Genomic DNA, 14715 nt, shown 5'->3' on the forward strand with positions numbered 1-14715 from the left:
GTCGCGGCCACGGCCGGCCTCGCCTGTCCATGGACGCGCCTAGCGCGTGCCCTTGGCCGCGAACTTCGCGACCTCGTCGACGTTGTCCTTGGTGATGAACGCGGGCCCGGTCAGCACCGGAGCCGTGCCGCCGCCGCTGAAGTTGCCGTTGGTCTTGTAGAGCCACAGCGAGTCGACCGCCAGGTAGCCCTGCAGGTACGGCTGCTGGTCGACCGCGAACTCGACCTTGCCGTCCTGGACGGCCGTGACCAGCTCCTTGTTCAGGTCGAAGGTGGCGACCTTGGCCTTGCTGCCCGCGTCGGCCACCGACTGCACGGCGGTCAGCGCGAACGGGGCGCCCAGCGTCACCACCTGGTCGATGGAGGAGTCCTGCTGGAGCTTCGCGGTGATCGTCGACTTCACGGACGGCATGTCGGTGCCGTTGACGTACAGGATGTCGGTCTTGCCCTTGAAGCCCTTCTTCAGGCCGGCGCAGCGGGCCTCCAGCGCCACATGGCCCTGCTCCTGGATGACGCAGACGGCGTGCTTGGCGCCGGTCTCGTTGAGCCGCTCACCGAAGGCGTTGCCGGCGATGTTCTCGTCCTGCCCGAAGTACTCGAGCATGCCGAGGTCCTTCCAGTTGTCCAGGCCCGCGTTGAAGCCGACGACCGGGATGCCGGCCGCCTTGGCCTTGCCGATCACGGCCTTCATCGCGCTCGGCTTGGCCGCGGTCAGGGCGATGCCGTCGACCTTCTGGTCGATCGCGTTCTGCACCAGGTTGGCCTGGGTGCCGGCGCTCGGGTCGCTGGAGTAGACGAGCTTGATGTTGTCCTTGGCGGCGGCGGCCTCGGCGCCCTTGCGGATCAGGTCCCAGAACGTGTCGCCGGGGGCCGCGTGCGTGATCATGGCCACGGTCATCCGGGGCGTGGTCGTCTTGCCCGCCGAAGCGTCCGCGGAGCCCTCCTCGGACTGCTTGCCTCCGGAGCTGCTGGAGCATCCCGCCGCGAACAGGCCTGCGGCCAGGGCGGCGGCGGTCAGTGTGGCGGCTCGGTGGTGTCTGCGCATGTCCCATGCACCTCGCTGTGCTGGTCGGGGCGGGTTCTCAGGTGGGGGGAGGTTCACGGGTACCGCCCGGTGGATACCGACTGGAGCGCTTCACTAGCGCGCTCTAGTGGCAGGTACTATGCGGCTGCTCGCAGATGATGTCAATGGGTTTGTCAGGACGTATCGACAAAGCTGAGGTGGGAGGGTGCGTCGGCGGGGGCGGCGGGGGGTGCGGTCCGGGGACGGGCGGTCACCGATGCGGCCGATGCGCTGAGCGCGTCGGCGAGCGACACCGCGCCGGCGGATCGGAACCCCATTGAGACCGCTCGTGATCTCTCCTAGGTTGGCCCGCGTGACGATCGAGGTGCCCTACCAGCCGCTGCCGATTCACCAGTCGGACGTGCGTTACGCCCATGGCCCCGACTCCGCCGTGCAGTCCGGCGTACGGGCCGGTGAGACGATCGAGTTCGACTGGAGCGACAGCGCGATCTACCCGGGAACGTCACGGAAGTTCTGGGTGCACGTGCCCGCGCGGTACGACCCCTCGGAGCCGGCGTCGTTGATGGTGTTCCAGGACGGATGGTGGTACCTGGATCCTGAAGGGGAGGTCCGCGGCGCGATCGTTCTGGACAATCTCGTCCACCGCGGTGACATCCCGGTCACCATCGGTGTGTTCGTCGACCCGGGTGTCTTCCCGGATGCTGAGCATCCGAAGAACCGCAACGCCGAGTACGACGCCTACGACGATCGGTACGTCGGCTTTCTCCTGACAGAGATCATCCCTGAGGTCATGAAGCACTACTCGATCGCCGAGGAGCCCGACCGATGGGGTATCTGCGGCGGCAGTAGCGGCGGGAACTGCGCCTTTACCGCAGCCTGGCTACGCCCGGACAGATTCCGCCGGGTGATCGGGTACTTGTCCAGCTTCACGCAGATGCCAGGCGGCAACCCCTACCCCGAACTCATCCCCCAGGTCCCTCGCAAGCCGCTGCGCATCTTCATGCAAGCGGGCCATCGTGACCTGCGCTGGAACGAGCCCGAGGCAAACTGGCTCGCCAACAACCTGCGCGTCGCGGCCGCGCTCGCCGAAGCCGGCTACGACTTCCGCCTCGTCCTGGGCGACGGCGGCCACAGCCCCAACCACGGCGGTGTCCTGCTTCCCGATGCCCTCCGCTGGCTGTGGCGGTCGGACGACAGCCCGGACCAACCGGTGGACTGAGCGCGGCGACTTCGTAGAGGCGACCGTCCCGGATCCGGTTCATGGTGCTCCGGACGTCGTGCGCTGACGTCGTGCGCTTCCGTGTCCCCCGCGGACGGCACGCGAAGTCTCCCCTACTGGTCGACCTCGGCCCGCGCCCAGAGGGCGGCAAAGATCTGGGGGCATGGGCTACGTGTTGAAGCCATGTCCCTGGATGCCTGGCGCGATCGCGATCTGCCTGATGCCGCCCGAGAGGGATACATGATCGGCATCAACTGGAGCGGACCGCCTCGTCGGCTGGAGCTTCACTCCAATGGAAGTTCTCAACCGACTGGCGGCGAGTGACTAGCTCGCGGCGCCGCTTCACACAGAGCGCAGTCGCCGCCAACAGATGCGTGCGCATCCGAGAATGAGGAACGCTTCGTGGATGTCGTCGCGTATCTCCCAGCGGATGCGCAGGCGGCGGAACCAGTGCAGGTGGGCGAACGCGCGCTCGACGACCCAGCGTTGGGTGCCCAGGCCGGAGCCGTGCTCGGCGGCGGGCGATCTGCGGCTTCACGCCGAGGGCCCAGACCAGGCGGCGCCAAGGAGTTCTAAGTCGATCCTGTACCGGAATCGGCTGCCTCAGGGGCGACCGGAGTGGGGCGTCTCCGGCTGGGAAGCCCGCCGGGGAGCGTTCGACCAGGGTGCGGCACTGAACAGCAGCGGACGGCCCGGCCCTCGGCCAACACGCCGCACTGCGCCTACGGGGTTCTGACTGTGGTTCCGTGGAAGCACAGTCAGAACCCATGGGCCGCCGAGTCACACTCAGGCGGGCCGTATCGCGCTGTGGATCGCCGACTCGCCGGCGTAATGGATCGACTCCTCGCGGATGACTGCCCCGGGTCCCGGGGCGTGGATCATCATGCCGTTGCCGGAGTAGATGCCGACGTGGCCGATGTGGAAGAGGACCAGGTCGCCGGGTTCGAGGTAGGTGAGGGCGATTCCCTGGCCGGCCGTCGCCTGCTCCGGTGCGGTGCGCGGGAGGGTGATGCCGGCGGCCTTCCACGCGGCCTGGGTGAGGCCGGGACCGTCGTAGGCGTCCGGGCCCGTCGTGCCCCAGACGCAGGGTTTGCCGAGTTGGGCTCGGGCGAAGGAGAGGGCTCGTACGGCTCGTGTGTCCTGCGGGGCCGTCGCGGTGAGGGGGGTGCTCCTGTCGAGGGCCTGGCTCGTCGGGGTGGGCCAAGCCGTCGTGCCGGGCGGGACCGTGGTGAGGTCGGCTGCGGACTGCGCCTGCAGTGCCTGCCACTGGGCCTCGGCCGAGGGCTGGACCTGGGGTGCGGTGGCACTCCAGGTGTCTGCGGCGGGCAGGGCCTCGGCGGCCGCGAGCGGCGTGCCCTGCTGGGCGGTGTACGCGGACAGCACCTCGCGGGCCCGGGCGAGTTTGTGCTGGTTCTGCTCCTTGGCCGCCCGTAGCGAGGACCGCTGCTGGGGCTCGGCCGCTGTTTCGGCGGTCGGAGTGGGCAGCGCAAGGGCCGACTGGGCGTTCGCGTCGGTCTGCGTGGTCTCCTGCGGGGCTGTCGGAGCGGCAGGCAGGGCGGCGATCGGGCCGGAGGTCAGCTCCGCCACGGGCGCTGTCCCCGTCGCCGGAGCGGACGTCAACTCGGCGACCGGCGCGGCGGGCAGCTCCAGTGCGGCGCGGCCGGGCGCCTCCCGCCCACGGTCGGTGAGACCGTCCCCCGCAATCTCCGCCGGGCGGGCGCGCCGTGCCTCGGCGGGTCGCTCCGGCGTTCTGTCGGCTGGGAGCGCTGCCGGAACGATCGGACCCAGCTTGGAGCGGGCCGCGTCGAACCACTGCCGGGCGACTTGGTCGAGAGCGGGGTCGCCGCGCCTGCCCTCGTCGCCCCGGGGTGCGGTGGCGGGTGTGCCTGCGGCGCCCGTCGGCCGTTCGGCTCGCTTGCGCGATCCCGTCGCCGCCGCGCGGGTGGCGTTGAAGGTTCCCGTGTCGGACTCGGCCCGGTCGTAGAGGGAGCTGACCCGCCGGCTGACCTCCTCACGGCTCGGTGTCTCGTCCCCGACGGAGGGGGCGGCGTTGGCCGTCTGTGCGAGCAGGGCCACAGAGGTGAGGGCCGCCGACGCGAGTGCGGAATTGCGCATGCCGGGGAGGCTCAAAGCCCCCGGACGCGCGGTGCGTTCCGGCGCCATGGGCGACGTACTCCTTCCGTGCTCCGCCTACCGGGTTAGCGGTGGGGGTCCCCCCAGACCGTTCAGGTACTGGGGGAGGGTTCGGGCGGTCGGTCCGGAAGGTGTGCCCTACGACCCTTGCCTCGAAGGGCAGTCGGCCGATTCACCCCAAGTTCGGTTGGGTCCCCGGCTCCAGTGGCCCTGCGGGCGCACCGGACTCGGCGGAAGCCGCGCGTCCCGACGGGGTTCGCCGGAGGTCGTCGTGCGGCCTGAGGCGTAACCTAACCAACTTGTGTCCCTCTCGTGAAGGTTGACATGTGAAATGTCCGATACGTTTTTGTGACCTTCGACTCCCGGAGTCCATCGAGGCCCGAACTCACCTCGCCGCGCGCTGACTTCGCCACGCGCTGTAGTGGTCCAGGACCGTCTGCTCGATCGGACGGTAGGTGATGCCCAGTTCGTTCACGCTCCGGCTGTTGTCCACCCGGAAGCGGATGCCGAGGTGTTTGCGGATGTAGTCCTGCGTCAGACCGAAGGCCGGGCCCAGAAGGCGTACCGGCCAGTGGGGGAGGGCGGTGCGCGGGAGGCGGAGGTCGCGGGGGTGGCGGGTGCGGATGATGCGGGCCATCTCGTGGAAGGACGTCATGGTCCGGTCGGCGACGATGTAGCGGCCCTTCGCCTCCGGGTTCTCCGCGGCCGCGATGTGCGCGTCGGCCACCTCGCGGACGTCCGCCGTGGTGAAGCTGAAGTCCGGGGCGCCGTAGAAGAAGTAGCCCTTGAACAGTTCCTCCAGCAGGAACAGGCTGCCGGACTCCGAGGCCGGGGTGAGGGAAGGGCCCAGGATCAGGCCCGGGTTGACCGACACCATCCGCCAGCGGCCCTGGGCGGCCTCCGCGTCCCACGCCGCGCGTTCCGCGACCGTCTTGGCGTAGTGGTAGGGGTTGTTCTCGACCGTGCTGGTGGTGTTGAAGTACCGCTCCGACAGCACCGCGTCGTCCATGGTCAGTACGTCCGCGTAGTCCCCGAAGATCGCGCCCACGGTGGAGGTGAGGACGAGCCTGTCGACCGTGGGCGTCCGCTCGACGGCGGCCAGTACGTTGCGTGTGCCGAGCAGGGCCGGGTCGACCATGTCCCGTCGACCGTCCCCGATCTTCTCCGGCATGCGGAACGGCGACGCCACGTGGAACACCACCCGGCAGCCGCTCATCGCCTCGTCGAAGGAGCCCTCCTTCAGCAAGTCCGCATCGAACAACGACAGTTGGCCGGGCCGCGCTTCCTGCATCTCCCGCAGCGGCCGCACCTTCGCCGCGTCGGCCGTACTGCGCACGGTGGCATGGACCCGATACCCGCGCTCCAGAAGCCGCTTGACCAGATGACTCCCGACGAACCCGCTGCCGCCGGTCACCAACACGTCTGTCGAGCCGTCCATGTCCACGCCCTCCACCCCTCCCGTCGTGTGGTCGGGGGTCACCTTATGGGCGTCGAACGGCTACCGGTGCGCCAGTGTCCGGTGCGCGCCGCAGCGCCGTCCGGCCTCGCCCTGCGCACCGGCCGCGGCCGGCATCCGCGGTGCGTTCCTCACGACGGACGATCCCGACAGCCCTCACCTGCTCTCCGACCGCATCACCGCCGAGCTCCACGTCGGCCATGCGGATCGGAACTCGACCAGCCCGGCCGCCGAGCCGACGGAACGGCATTGGGCGGCCCCACCCGTTCGCCCAATGCCGTCGCCGTAAGCCTCCGGCCGTCACCAGCGCGGCAGCCGGAGTTCGTACCCCGGTTGGATCCGCCGCATGTAGCCGGTGTCGTCGCGGGAGCGCACGCCCGAGTCGATGTACAGCCGGTGCAGTCGGTTCAGGGCGTCGTGGTCGAGTTCCACGCCGAGGCCTGGGCCGGTGGGGACCTCGACCGCGCCGTCGCGCAGTTCCAGGGCGCCGGGGACGATCACGTCGTCGGCGGAGTTCCACGGGTAGTGCGTGTCGCAGGAGTGGTCGAGGTGGGGGATGGCCGCGCCCACGTGGGTCATGGCCGCGAGGCTGATGCCCAGGTGTGAGTTGGAGTGCATCGAGAGGGCGACGCCGAACGCCTCGCAGACCGCGGCCAGTTCACGGGTGCGGCGCAGTCCGCCCCAGTAGTGGTGGTCGGTGAGGAGCACCTGGATCGCGTTCTGCTCGATGGCCGGCTTCAGGTGCTCCCAGGCGATCACGCACATGTTGGTGGCGAGGGGGAGTGGCGAGTCCTTCGCCACCTCCGCCATGCCGGGGATGGTCGCGGTCGGGTCCTCCAGGTACTCCAGTACGTCGTCCAGCTCGCGCGCGACGTAGCGTGAAGTCTCCACCGTCCAGGCCGTGTTGGGGTCCAGGCGCAGCGGCTGGCCGGGGAAGGCCTCCGCGAGCGCCCTGATCGCGGCGATCTCCTCGTCGGGTGGGAAGACACCGCCCTTGAGTTTGAACGAGCGGAAGCCGTACCGCTGTTGCATCAGCCGGGCCTGTTCGACGATCCCCGCGGGGTCGAGCGCCTCGCCCCAGTCGTCGCCGACCGCCGGGCGGCCGTCGAGGGCGGGGTGTTCGGCCCACTTGTAGAAGAGGTATGCGGCGAAGGGCACGGAATTGCGGACCTTCCCGCCGAGCAGGTCGCTCACCGGACGGCCCAGCAGCTTGCCCTGCGCGTCGAGGCAGGCCACCTCCACCGCCGAGGTGGTCCAGCCGCGCTCGTGGGAGCTGGGCACGGTGGGCAGCAGGGCGGCGTCGATCGCGGCCGAGACGGCGGTCGTGTCGAAGACGTCCATGCCGACGACCACCTTCGCGGCGGCCTGAAGTCGCTCCAGGCGGGCGACGCCACCCGGCGACTCGCCGAGGCCCACCGTGCCGTCCTCCAGAACGAGTTGGAGGATGACGCGCAGGGCGAGCGGCTCGTGGACGCCGCCCGAGTTGAGCAGGGGCGGGTCGCGGAAGGCGATCGGGGTGACGATCAGCTCGCGGATCCGGGTACCGACGGTGGTGCTCATGCGCGGACCGCCTCCAGACCGTGGTCGATGAGTTTCGCCAGCCGGGCGACATGCTCCGGCGTGGGGTCGAGCAGCGGCGCCCGTACGCCGCCGACGTCCAGGCCGCGCAGGGTCACTCCCGCCTTGACGAGCGCCACGGCGTACCCGGGGACCTCGTCGCGGAGTTCGACGAGGGGGCCGTAGAACTCGTCGAGGAGCGTGCTGACCGTCACCTCGTCGGCTTCGGCCAGCGCCCGGTGGAAAGCCAGCGCGATCTCGGGCGCGAAGGCGAACACGGCCGAGGAGTACAGGTCGACGCCGATGCCGCGGTAGGCGGGCGCGGTCATCTCGGCTGTGGGCAGGCCGTTGAAGAACTGGAAGTCCTCGCCGCCGGGTACGGCGCGTACCGCCCGGACGATGCGGTGCATCCGCTCGATGTCGCCGAAGCCGTCCTTGAGTCCGACGACCTTGGGCAGGGCGGCGATCTCGGCCGCCGTGGTCGCGGTGAGGCGGGCGGCGCCGCGCTGGTAGAAGATCACCGGCAGGTCGGTGGCGGCGGTGACCTCCTCGACGTACCGCACCAGGCCCTGCTGCGGCGCCGTCACCAGGTACGGCGGCAGCAGCAGGACGCCGTCGGCGCCGGCGCGTTCGACGCGGGCGGACTGGTCGCGGGCGACCGGGGGCGGGCCGCCCGCCGCGGCGAGGACGGGGACGCGTCCGGCGGTCGTCTCGACGGCGACCCGCGTGGCCCGTTCGATCTCGTCGGGCGTCAGCGCGTGGAACTCGCCGGTGCCGCACGCGACGAACACGCCGCCCGCACCGGCCGCGACGCCGCTGTCGATGTGCTGGGCGAGCCGTTCCTCGTCCAGTGACCCGTCCGCGGCGAACGGCGTCACCGGGAAGAACAGCACTCCTTGGAACTTCATGTCTGCCTCAAACGTGGGGGGTTGGCTCAGCCCTTGGTGGCCCCGGCCGCGATGCCGGTGACCAGCGAGCGCTGGAGGAGCAGATAGACGATCAGGCTGGGGATCAGGGCGATGACCGCACCGGCCAGCACCACCCCGGAGCCGACCTCGGGGTCGGTGCGCAGGATGGACAGGGCGACGGTGACCGTGTAGTCGGTGGGATCCTTGGCGGCGATCAGGGGCAGCAGGTACTGGTCCCAGATCATGATGAAGCCGAGCACGCCGGCCACGCCGAGCGCGGGCTTGCACAGCGGCAGGACGACCTGCCACAGCATCCTGAGCTCGCCTACGCCGTCGAGGCGGGCGGCCTCCTCGATCTCGGCGGGGATGTCCCGCATGAACTCGGTCAGCATCATCACCGAGAAGCCCCAGGCGCCCAGCGGCAGGATCACGCCCCAGACCGTGCCCTTGAGGTCCAGATGGACCACCGGGACGTCGCCGAGGACCAGCGACAGCGGGATCGCGATGACCTCCTCGGGGAGCATCAGCGTCATCATGAACAGCATCATGATCACCGCCTGGCCGCGGAACCGGTGCCGGGCCAGCGCGTACGCGGCGAGCGTGCACACCACGAGCTGGAGCAGCAGGCCGCCGCCCGCGATGACGAGCGAGTTGCCCAGGTAGTCCCAGATGCCGCGCTCGCCTGCCACCCTGAAGTTCAGCAGCGTGCTGTCGTGCGGCAGGAACGACAGCGAGGAGCCGCTGGGGTGGGGGGTGAGGGCGCCGGAGAAGATCGTCAGGAACGGCGCCGCGAAGATGCCGACGGCGATCGCGCAGAGCAGGATCCGGAAGGTCCAGGCGATCCCGGGCCGGTCGCTCCAGCCGAGGGCGGTGTCGAAGCGGGCCGGGGTGGTGCGCCGCGCCTCGGCGGCCAGGCCCTTCGAATCCGGCACCGGCGTCCGGACGGGCTCGATGACGGGGGCGCTCATCGCGCGTCTCCCCTCTTGCGGAGGTAGTTGACCGTGACGGTGAGCAGCAGCGTCACGCAGAGCAGCACGACCGAGGCCGCGGAGGCGCCGCCGATGTCGTTGCGGGTGAAACCCAGGGTGTAGGCGCGGGTCATCCAGACGTCGGTGGACCCCGCGGGGCCGCCGCCGGTGAGGACGTAGACCTCGGTGAACACGCGCAGTCCGCGGATCGTCGCGAGCGTGAGCACGATCATGAGCGCCGGACGGATCGCGGGCAGCGTGACGTAGCGCAGCCGCTGCCGGAGCGAGACGCCGTCCATGGCCGCCGCCTCGTACAGCGAGCGGTCCACGCCCGCGAGACCGGCGAGGAGGATGACCATGTTGTACGGCGCCCAGATCCATATGCCCATGGCCATCGTCGAGTAGAGCGCGATGTCCGGGTTGTCGAGGAAGTGGACGGGCCCGAGCCCGAGCAGGTGCAGGCCGCTGTTGAGGAGGCCGTCGCCGGTCGGGTAGTACATCAGCCGCCACAGCTCACCGACGACCGCGGTCGCGGTGACCGCGGGCAGGAAGACGGCCGTCCGGATGATCTTCAGTGAGCGGGCCTGGCCCTCCAGCAGCAGGGCGAGGACGAAGCCGAGCAGGATGGCGCCGACCGACTGGCCGATGCCGAGGACCAGGGTGTGCCCGATGGCGTCCTGGAAGCGGTGGTCGGTCAGGACCCGGGCGTAGTTGTCGAGGCCGATCCACTGGTCGCCGAGGAAGGGCCGTACGTCGAAGAAGCTGAGCCAGATGCCCTTGGCCATCGGCCAGAACTTGAAGACGACGGCGAGCAGCAGACCCGGCGCCAGGAACAGCCAGGGGACGACGGCCTTCTTGCCGAGGACGCCGGAGACCTTGCCTCTGCGCGCCGCGGGGGTGGTCACGGTAGCGGTCATTTCAACAGGTCCTGGTCCTTGAGGTCGCCGGCGAGGGTCTCGTTGAGCTCCGCCAGCTGGGAGCGGACGTCACCACCGCAGTACGTGAAGATCGCGTTGAGGCTGTCGGCGGTGTCCTGCTTGATCGGCGCGAAGTCCGGCGCGTTCGGGAACTGCTGGGAGGAGTCCTCGTAGGCCTTCTGTACGACGCTCCAGCGGGCGTCGTCCCGGACCTTCGCCGCGTCCAGCGTGGAGTTCACGGGGATGCGGACGACGGGCTGGTTCTTGCCGGTCATGGCGAGCCTCTGGCCCTCGGGGGAGACCAGGAAGGCGGCGAGTGCCTGCTCCTGCTTCGCCTTGCCCGTTCTGGCGCCGAAGTAGATGTTCTCGCCGTCGGCCAGCACATCGCCGCCGGCCGGGCCCGCGGGCGCCGGGACGACTTCGTACTTGTCCCTGCCGGGCGTGGTGTCGAACGTGGCGATGTTGTACGGGCCGGTCATGTACATCCCGGCGTTGCCGTCCTGGAAGTTGGTCGCCGTCGAGGTGACGGCGGTCAGGGCGCCGGGCTGGGTGACACCGTTGTCACCGCAGAACAGGTTGTCCTTCATCCAGGTCACGGTGTTCACCGCGGCCGCCGAGTCCATGGCGGGCCGGTAGGTGCCCTTGCCGTCCGGCTCGATGATCTTCGCCCCGCCCTGCCACAGGAAGCTCGCGCCCCACCAGGCGGCATAGCCGTTCTGGGCGCTGCCCGGCACGACCATCCCGTAGGTGTCGGCCTTGCCGTCGCCGTCCGGGTCCTCGGTGGCGAAGGCCTTGGCGACGGAGAGCATCTCCTGCCAGGTCGTCGGTGCCTTCAGGCCGAGCTTCTTCAGCCAGTCCGTGCGGATCATCAGGGTCTGGGCCTGACGGGAGTACGGGATGCCGTAGTGCTTGCCGTCGATGCCCACCGTGGACGACCAGGTCTTGTCGGTGATCTGGTCGTGGCCCGCGATCGAGGCGGGGTCGACCGGCTTGAGCAGGCCCTGGCCCTGGTAACTGCCCATCAGCGCCGTGTCGTTGATCATGACGTCCGGGAGGTCCTTGGTGGACGCCCGGCTCTGGAGCTGCTGGTCGAAGTTGATGACCGGCTGGTAGTCGATCTTGATGCCGGTCTTCTTGGTGAACGCGGCGAAGACCCGCTCGTAGGTGGCGGCGGGGTCCGGATTGCTCCGGGTCCACACCTCCAGCGTGTTCGGGTCGTCGCTGCCCGCACCGCCGGAACCGGAGCCGCACGCGGCCGTTCCGAACGCGAGCGCCGCGGCGACGAGCAGGGCGGCCGGGCGGCGACTTCGTCGGCGATCCCGCATGGGCACACTCCGTGGTTCCATGGAGTTCATGTACATGAACTCTCTTCACGCATCTAAATGATCGGCCAAGCTACGAATCGTTTCGGCCGCATGTCAAGACATGACGGCGAGATTTCACCGGCCTTATAGGGGTAGGCGTCGTTGGGCGGGTGGACGTCGATGGAGTGGGCCTGTGGGCGAGTTCGCGTCACCCCCGGAAAACCAGCCATGGTGCGTTGTGTGCGACTCGGGGAGGTCGCACGGGCGTGCGACCAGTCGAACGGTGTGGGTAAGGGGGTTCCGTCGCGGGGGCGGGCCCGGCCGGTGCTCCGTCGCGACACCCTCTGTGCGGGAACTGTGAACCAGCTGGCCGGGGCGCGCAGGCGTGATGTGTGGATATCGGGACGGCGTCTTCACCAAACCCCCTCCGGGGCTGGCCTGAAGGCGCCTTGCTCGGTCAACTTCCCACACACCAAGGTGGGTTGAGCACTTGAGCATCAGGAGTCACAAGCGCGCTGCTTGAGCCGTGCGGTCGATCGCCCACGGTGATGACGGGGGAAAACTGGTGCGGTGCACGTGACCACGTCGCCCTTCTGGGTGGCGTCTCCGTGCTCCGGGTCGGGAATGCCTACCTCTGCCATCTCTTGGTGCCTTTGTCCGGTACCCGAGACAGGGAGTAGGAGGGGGAATGCCGATGAGCGCGCTGAGCGCCGCCAAGCCGACGTATCCCGGCGTCTACGTCGAAGAACTTCCCAGCAGCACCCGCACGATCTCGACCCTGACCACGTCCGTGACGGCCTTTGTGGGCCACACCCGACGGGGTCCGCTCAACGAGCCGGTACGCGTCACCAGCTTCACGGAGTTCGAGCGCCGCTTCGGCGGCCTGAGCGCGCAGAGCGCCGTCGGCTACGCGGTCCACCAGTTCTTCGGCAACGGCGGCACCGTCGCGGTGATCGTCCGCGTCGCCAAGGCCGGCAGCGGCAAGGCCGCCTGCGTCACCCTCAAGTCCACCGAGGGCCACAGCGAGGGCCCGGTCCTCGAAGTGCACGCCAAGGAGCCCGGACTCTGGGGCAACGGCCTGCGGGTCGCCGTCGACCACGACACACCGTGCCCCGACGAAACCTTCAACCTGCGTGTCTACGACGCCAAGGGCGACGCTCGCGAGAGCTTCACCGGCCTCTCCATGGACCCGGCGAACGGCCGCTACGCGCAGACCGTGATCAACTCGGGCTCCAAGCTGATCCGCGTCGAGGTCGTCGGCGAGGGCCGCCCCGACCCGTCCGGCACCGTCTCCAAGCCGTTCGGCGACGAACTCCCCAACCTGGCCGTCGACCTGACCGTCAAGATCGGTGAGGTGGAGCGCGAGTTCACGCTCTACGACCCCGACTGCGACGGCGAAGCCCCGTGCAGCGTGGCCGAGTTGGCGCTGCTGCTTGAGCGCAAGCTGCGCGCCCTGCCCGACGCGCCCGGCAAGCACGCCTTCGCGGGCGCCGAGGTCACCGCCTTCGGCCGCCGTATCCAGGTCGTCGCCGGCTCCACCGACCCCGAGGACATCGTCCGCTTCCTCGGCGAGTGCGCCAACGACCTCGGCCTGGAGGCCTCCGTCAACCCGCCGGTGTTCCCGCTGGAGGGCGGCGAGGACGGCGAGGCCCCCGGCCCGCGCGACCTCATCGGCTCCGAGGGCGACAAGACCGGCATCCAGGCGCTGCGCGGCGTCGCCGACGTCAACCTGCTGGCGCTGCCCGAGCTCGCGGCGTACGAGAAGACCGAGGACGCGCTCACCGTCATCTCCGCCGCCCAGCGGCTGTGCGCCGAGCGGCGGATCTTCCTGCTGGTCGACGCGCCGAGCACCTGGGTCAGCGTCGACACCGCCCGCGCCGGGCTCGCCGCCTTCGACGCCGTGCGCGGCAACCACGCGGGCCTGTACTTCCCGCACCTCCAGCTCACCGACCCGCTCACGGGCCGGCTGCGCTCCTTCCCGCCCTCCGGCGCGGTCGCCGGCGTCATCGCCCGCACCGACTCCGAGCGCGGTGTGTGGAAGGCCCCGGCCGGCACCGAGGCGCGGCTCGCGGGCGTGCACTCGCTCACGGTCAACCTGACCGACCGCGAGACCGGCCTGCTCAACCCGCTCGGCGTCAACGTCCTGCGCACCTTCCCGGTGACCGGCCCGGTCGTCTGGGGCGCGCGCACGCTGGAGGGCTCGGACGCGCTCGACAGCGAGTGGAAGTACGTGCCGGTGCGCCGGCTCGCGCTGCACGTCGAGGAGAGCCTCCAGCGCGGCCTGCAGTGGGTGGTCTTCGAGCCCAACGACGAGAACCTGTGGCAGCAGATCCGGCTCGCCGCCTCCTCGTACCTGCACACCCTCTTCCGCCAGGGCGCCTTCAAGGGCGGCACCCCGCGCGAGGCGTACTTCGTCAAGTGCGACAGCGACACGACGACCGCCGAGGACATCGAGAACGGCATCGTCAACGTCCTCGTCGGCATCGCACCGGTCCGGCCGGCGGAGTTCGTGATCGTCAAAATCCAGCAGACGTCCGGGCAGTTCGCGCTCTAGGCGCGGGGAATCGTGGAGAACTGAAGGAATCCGATGGCTGAGTTCACGGTCAACGCGCATCGCTTCGACCCGTACAAGAACTTCAAGTTCCTGGTCCTGTGGGACGGTCGTACGGTCGCCGGCATCAGCAAGATCAGTCCGCTCAAGCGGACCACAGAGGTCGTCAAGCACCGGCACGGCGGCGATCCCAGCTCGCCGCGGCTGTCGCCGGGCCGCTCCGAGTTCGAGGGCATCACCCTGGAGCGCGGCGTCACCCACGACCCGGAGTTCGACCGCTGGGCCAACAAGGTCTGGCAGGTCGGCGCCGGGCTCGGCTCCGAGGTGTCCCTCGCCGACTTCCGCAAGGACATCATCATCCAGGTCCTCAACGAGGCCGGTCAGGTCGCCGTCTCACACAAGCTGTATCGGACCTGGCCCAGTGAATACCAGGTCCTCGGCGAGTTGGACGCCAACGCCAACGCGGTGGCCATCCAGTCGCTGAAACTCGAGTGCGAGGGCTGGGAGCGGGACTACGAGGTGCCGGAGCCGGAGGAGCCGTCGTTCCTGAATCCGGCGTAGGGCCTGCCGCGCAAGGCCTGTCCTCCACCCGGAGGGCAGGTCCCGCAGCGCTGTCGAGGCACCGCCCGCTCGCGCGAAACCGGACGACCCGGCAAAGCGCGTCGTGGGACGTCCAGGA

The 14715-nt window shown here is 69.8% G+C and carries 11 protein-coding genes, 1 pseudogene and 1 riboswitch; of the genes and pseudogenes, 3 read left to right on the forward strand and 9 right to left on the reverse strand.

Annotated elements, in window-relative coordinates; all coding sequences use genetic code 11:
- Positions 1-39: 39 nt before the first annotated feature.
- The gene (locus ACIREI_RS00700; RefSeq protein ID WP_403325659.1) at positions 40-1044 is read right to left on the reverse strand and encodes a sugar ABC transporter substrate-binding protein; all 1005 of its coding nucleotides are present in this window, start codon (positions 1042-1044) and stop codon (positions 40-42) included.
- Between the two features lie 331 nt (positions 1045-1375).
- Between ACIREI_RS00700 and ACIREI_RS00705 the strand changes: the two genes are divergently transcribed.
- Positions 1376-2242, forward strand: coding sequence for an alpha/beta hydrolase (locus ACIREI_RS00705; protein WP_403325662.1), 867 nt, complete (start codon positions 1376-1378; stop codon positions 2240-2242).
- Between the two features lie 342 nt (positions 2243-2584).
- On the opposite strand, the pseudogene ACIREI_RS00710 reads toward ACIREI_RS00705, so the two are convergent.
- The 8 genes and pseudogenes from ACIREI_RS00710 to ACIREI_RS00745 form a co-directional block, all read right to left on the reverse strand.
- Positions 2585-2807: pseudogene (locus ACIREI_RS00710) on the reverse strand (transposase); the annotation flags it as partial.
- Positions 2808-3028: 221 nt separating this feature from the next.
- Positions 3029-4357 carry an NlpC/P60 family protein gene (locus ACIREI_RS00715; RefSeq protein ID WP_403325663.1) on the reverse strand — a complete coding sequence of 443 codons (1329 nt, stop codon included), beginning with the start codon at positions 4355-4357 and terminating at the stop codon, positions 3029-3031.
- A gap of 56 nt (positions 4358-4413) precedes the next feature.
- A riboswitch (cyclic di-AMP (ydaO/yuaA leader) is annotated at positions 4414-4618 on the reverse strand.
- Between the two features lie 142 nt (positions 4619-4760).
- Positions 4761-5813, reverse strand: a complete 1053-nt coding sequence (locus ACIREI_RS00720) for an NAD-dependent epimerase/dehydratase family protein (protein ID WP_403326847.1) — start codon at positions 5811-5813, stop codon at positions 4761-4763.
- A gap of 318 nt (positions 5814-6131) precedes the next feature.
- Complete coding sequence (locus ACIREI_RS00725; RefSeq protein WP_403325665.1) at positions 6132-7391, reverse strand: glucarate dehydratase family protein; 1260 nt, start codon at positions 7389-7391, stop codon at positions 6132-6134.
- Entirely contained in the window at positions 7388-8296 is a 909-nt protein-coding gene (locus tag ACIREI_RS00730) for a 5-dehydro-4-deoxyglucarate dehydratase (RefSeq protein WP_403325668.1), read from the reverse strand. Before ACIREI_RS00730 ends, ACIREI_RS00725 begins: the two co-directional genes overlap by 4 nt.
- Positions 8297-8322: 26 nt before the next feature.
- Complete coding sequence (locus tag ACIREI_RS00735; protein ID WP_403325671.1) at positions 8323-9264, reverse strand: carbohydrate ABC transporter permease; 942 nt, start codon at positions 9262-9264, stop codon at positions 8323-8325.
- Positions 9261-10181 (reverse strand): carbohydrate ABC transporter permease, encoded by a 921-nt coding sequence (locus ACIREI_RS00740; RefSeq protein ID WP_403325674.1) that lies wholly within the window; start codon positions 10179-10181, stop codon positions 9261-9263. The genes ACIREI_RS00735 and ACIREI_RS00740 overlap by 4 nt, the downstream gene beginning before the upstream one ends.
- Positions 10178-11506: an ABC transporter substrate-binding protein gene (locus ACIREI_RS00745; RefSeq protein WP_403325677.1), complete on the reverse strand. Its 1329-nt coding sequence runs from the start codon at positions 11504-11506 to the stop codon at positions 10178-10180. The genes ACIREI_RS00740 and ACIREI_RS00745 overlap by 4 nt, the downstream gene beginning before the upstream one ends.
- Positions 11507-12173: 667 nt before the next feature.
- On the opposite strand from ACIREI_RS00745, the gene ACIREI_RS00750 reads away from it, so the two are divergent.
- Both ACIREI_RS00750 and ACIREI_RS00755 read left to right on the forward strand, forming a co-directional pair.
- Complete coding sequence (locus tag ACIREI_RS00750) at positions 12174-14039, forward strand: phage tail sheath family protein (protein ID WP_403325679.1); 1866 nt, start codon at positions 12174-12176, stop codon at positions 14037-14039.
- Between the two features lie 33 nt (positions 14040-14072).
- A complete protein-coding gene (locus ACIREI_RS00755; protein ID WP_403325682.1) occupies positions 14073-14597 on the forward strand; it encodes a phage tail protein in 525 nt (174 codons plus the stop codon).
- The last annotated feature ends 118 nt before the right edge of the window (positions 14598-14715 follow it).

Origin of the sequence: Streptomyces sp. NPDC093591, from assembly GCF_044764885.1 — a bacterium.
GTDB lineage: Bacteria > Actinomycetota > Actinomycetes > Streptomycetales > Streptomycetaceae > Streptomyces.

Bases quoted from the DNA above. Each gene is read 5' to 3' on its own strand.
- ACIREI_RS00700 (WP_403325659.1), bottom strand. From the start codon at position 1,044: ATGCGCAGACACCACCGAGCCGCCACACTGACCGCCGCCGCCCTGGCC.
- ACIREI_RS00715 (WP_403325663.1), bottom strand. From the start codon at position 4,357: ATGCGCAATTCCGCACTCGCGTCGGCGGCCCTCACCTCTGTGGCCCTG.
- ACIREI_RS00720 (WP_403326847.1), bottom strand. From the start codon at position 5,813: ATGGACGGCTCGACAGACGTGTTGGTGACCGGCGGCAGCGGGTTCGTC.
- ACIREI_RS00725 (WP_403325665.1), bottom strand. From the start codon at position 7,391: ATGAGCACCACCGTCGGTACCCGGATCCGCGAGCTGATCGTCACCCCG.
- ACIREI_RS00730 (WP_403325668.1), bottom strand. From the start codon at position 8,296: ATGAAGTTCCAAGGAGTGCTGTTCTTCCCGGTGACGCCGTTCGCCGCG.
- ACIREI_RS00735 (WP_403325671.1), bottom strand. From the start codon at position 9,264: ATGAGCGCCCCCGTCATCGAGCCCGTCCGGACGCCGGTGCCGGATTCG.
- ACIREI_RS00740 (WP_403325674.1), bottom strand. From the start codon at position 10,181: ATGACCGCTACCGTGACCACCCCCGCGGCGCGCAGAGGCAAGGTCTCC.
- ACIREI_RS00745 (WP_403325677.1), bottom strand. From the start codon at position 11,506: ATGCGGGATCGCCGACGAAGTCGCCGCCCGGCCGCCCTGCTCGTCGCC.
- ACIREI_RS00750 (WP_403325679.1), top strand. From the start codon at position 12,174: ATGCCGATGAGCGCGCTGAGCGCCGCCAAGCCGACGTATCCCGGCGTC.
- ACIREI_RS00755 (WP_403325682.1), top strand. From the start codon at position 14,073: ATGGCTGAGTTCACGGTCAACGCGCATCGCTTCGACCCGTACAAGAAC.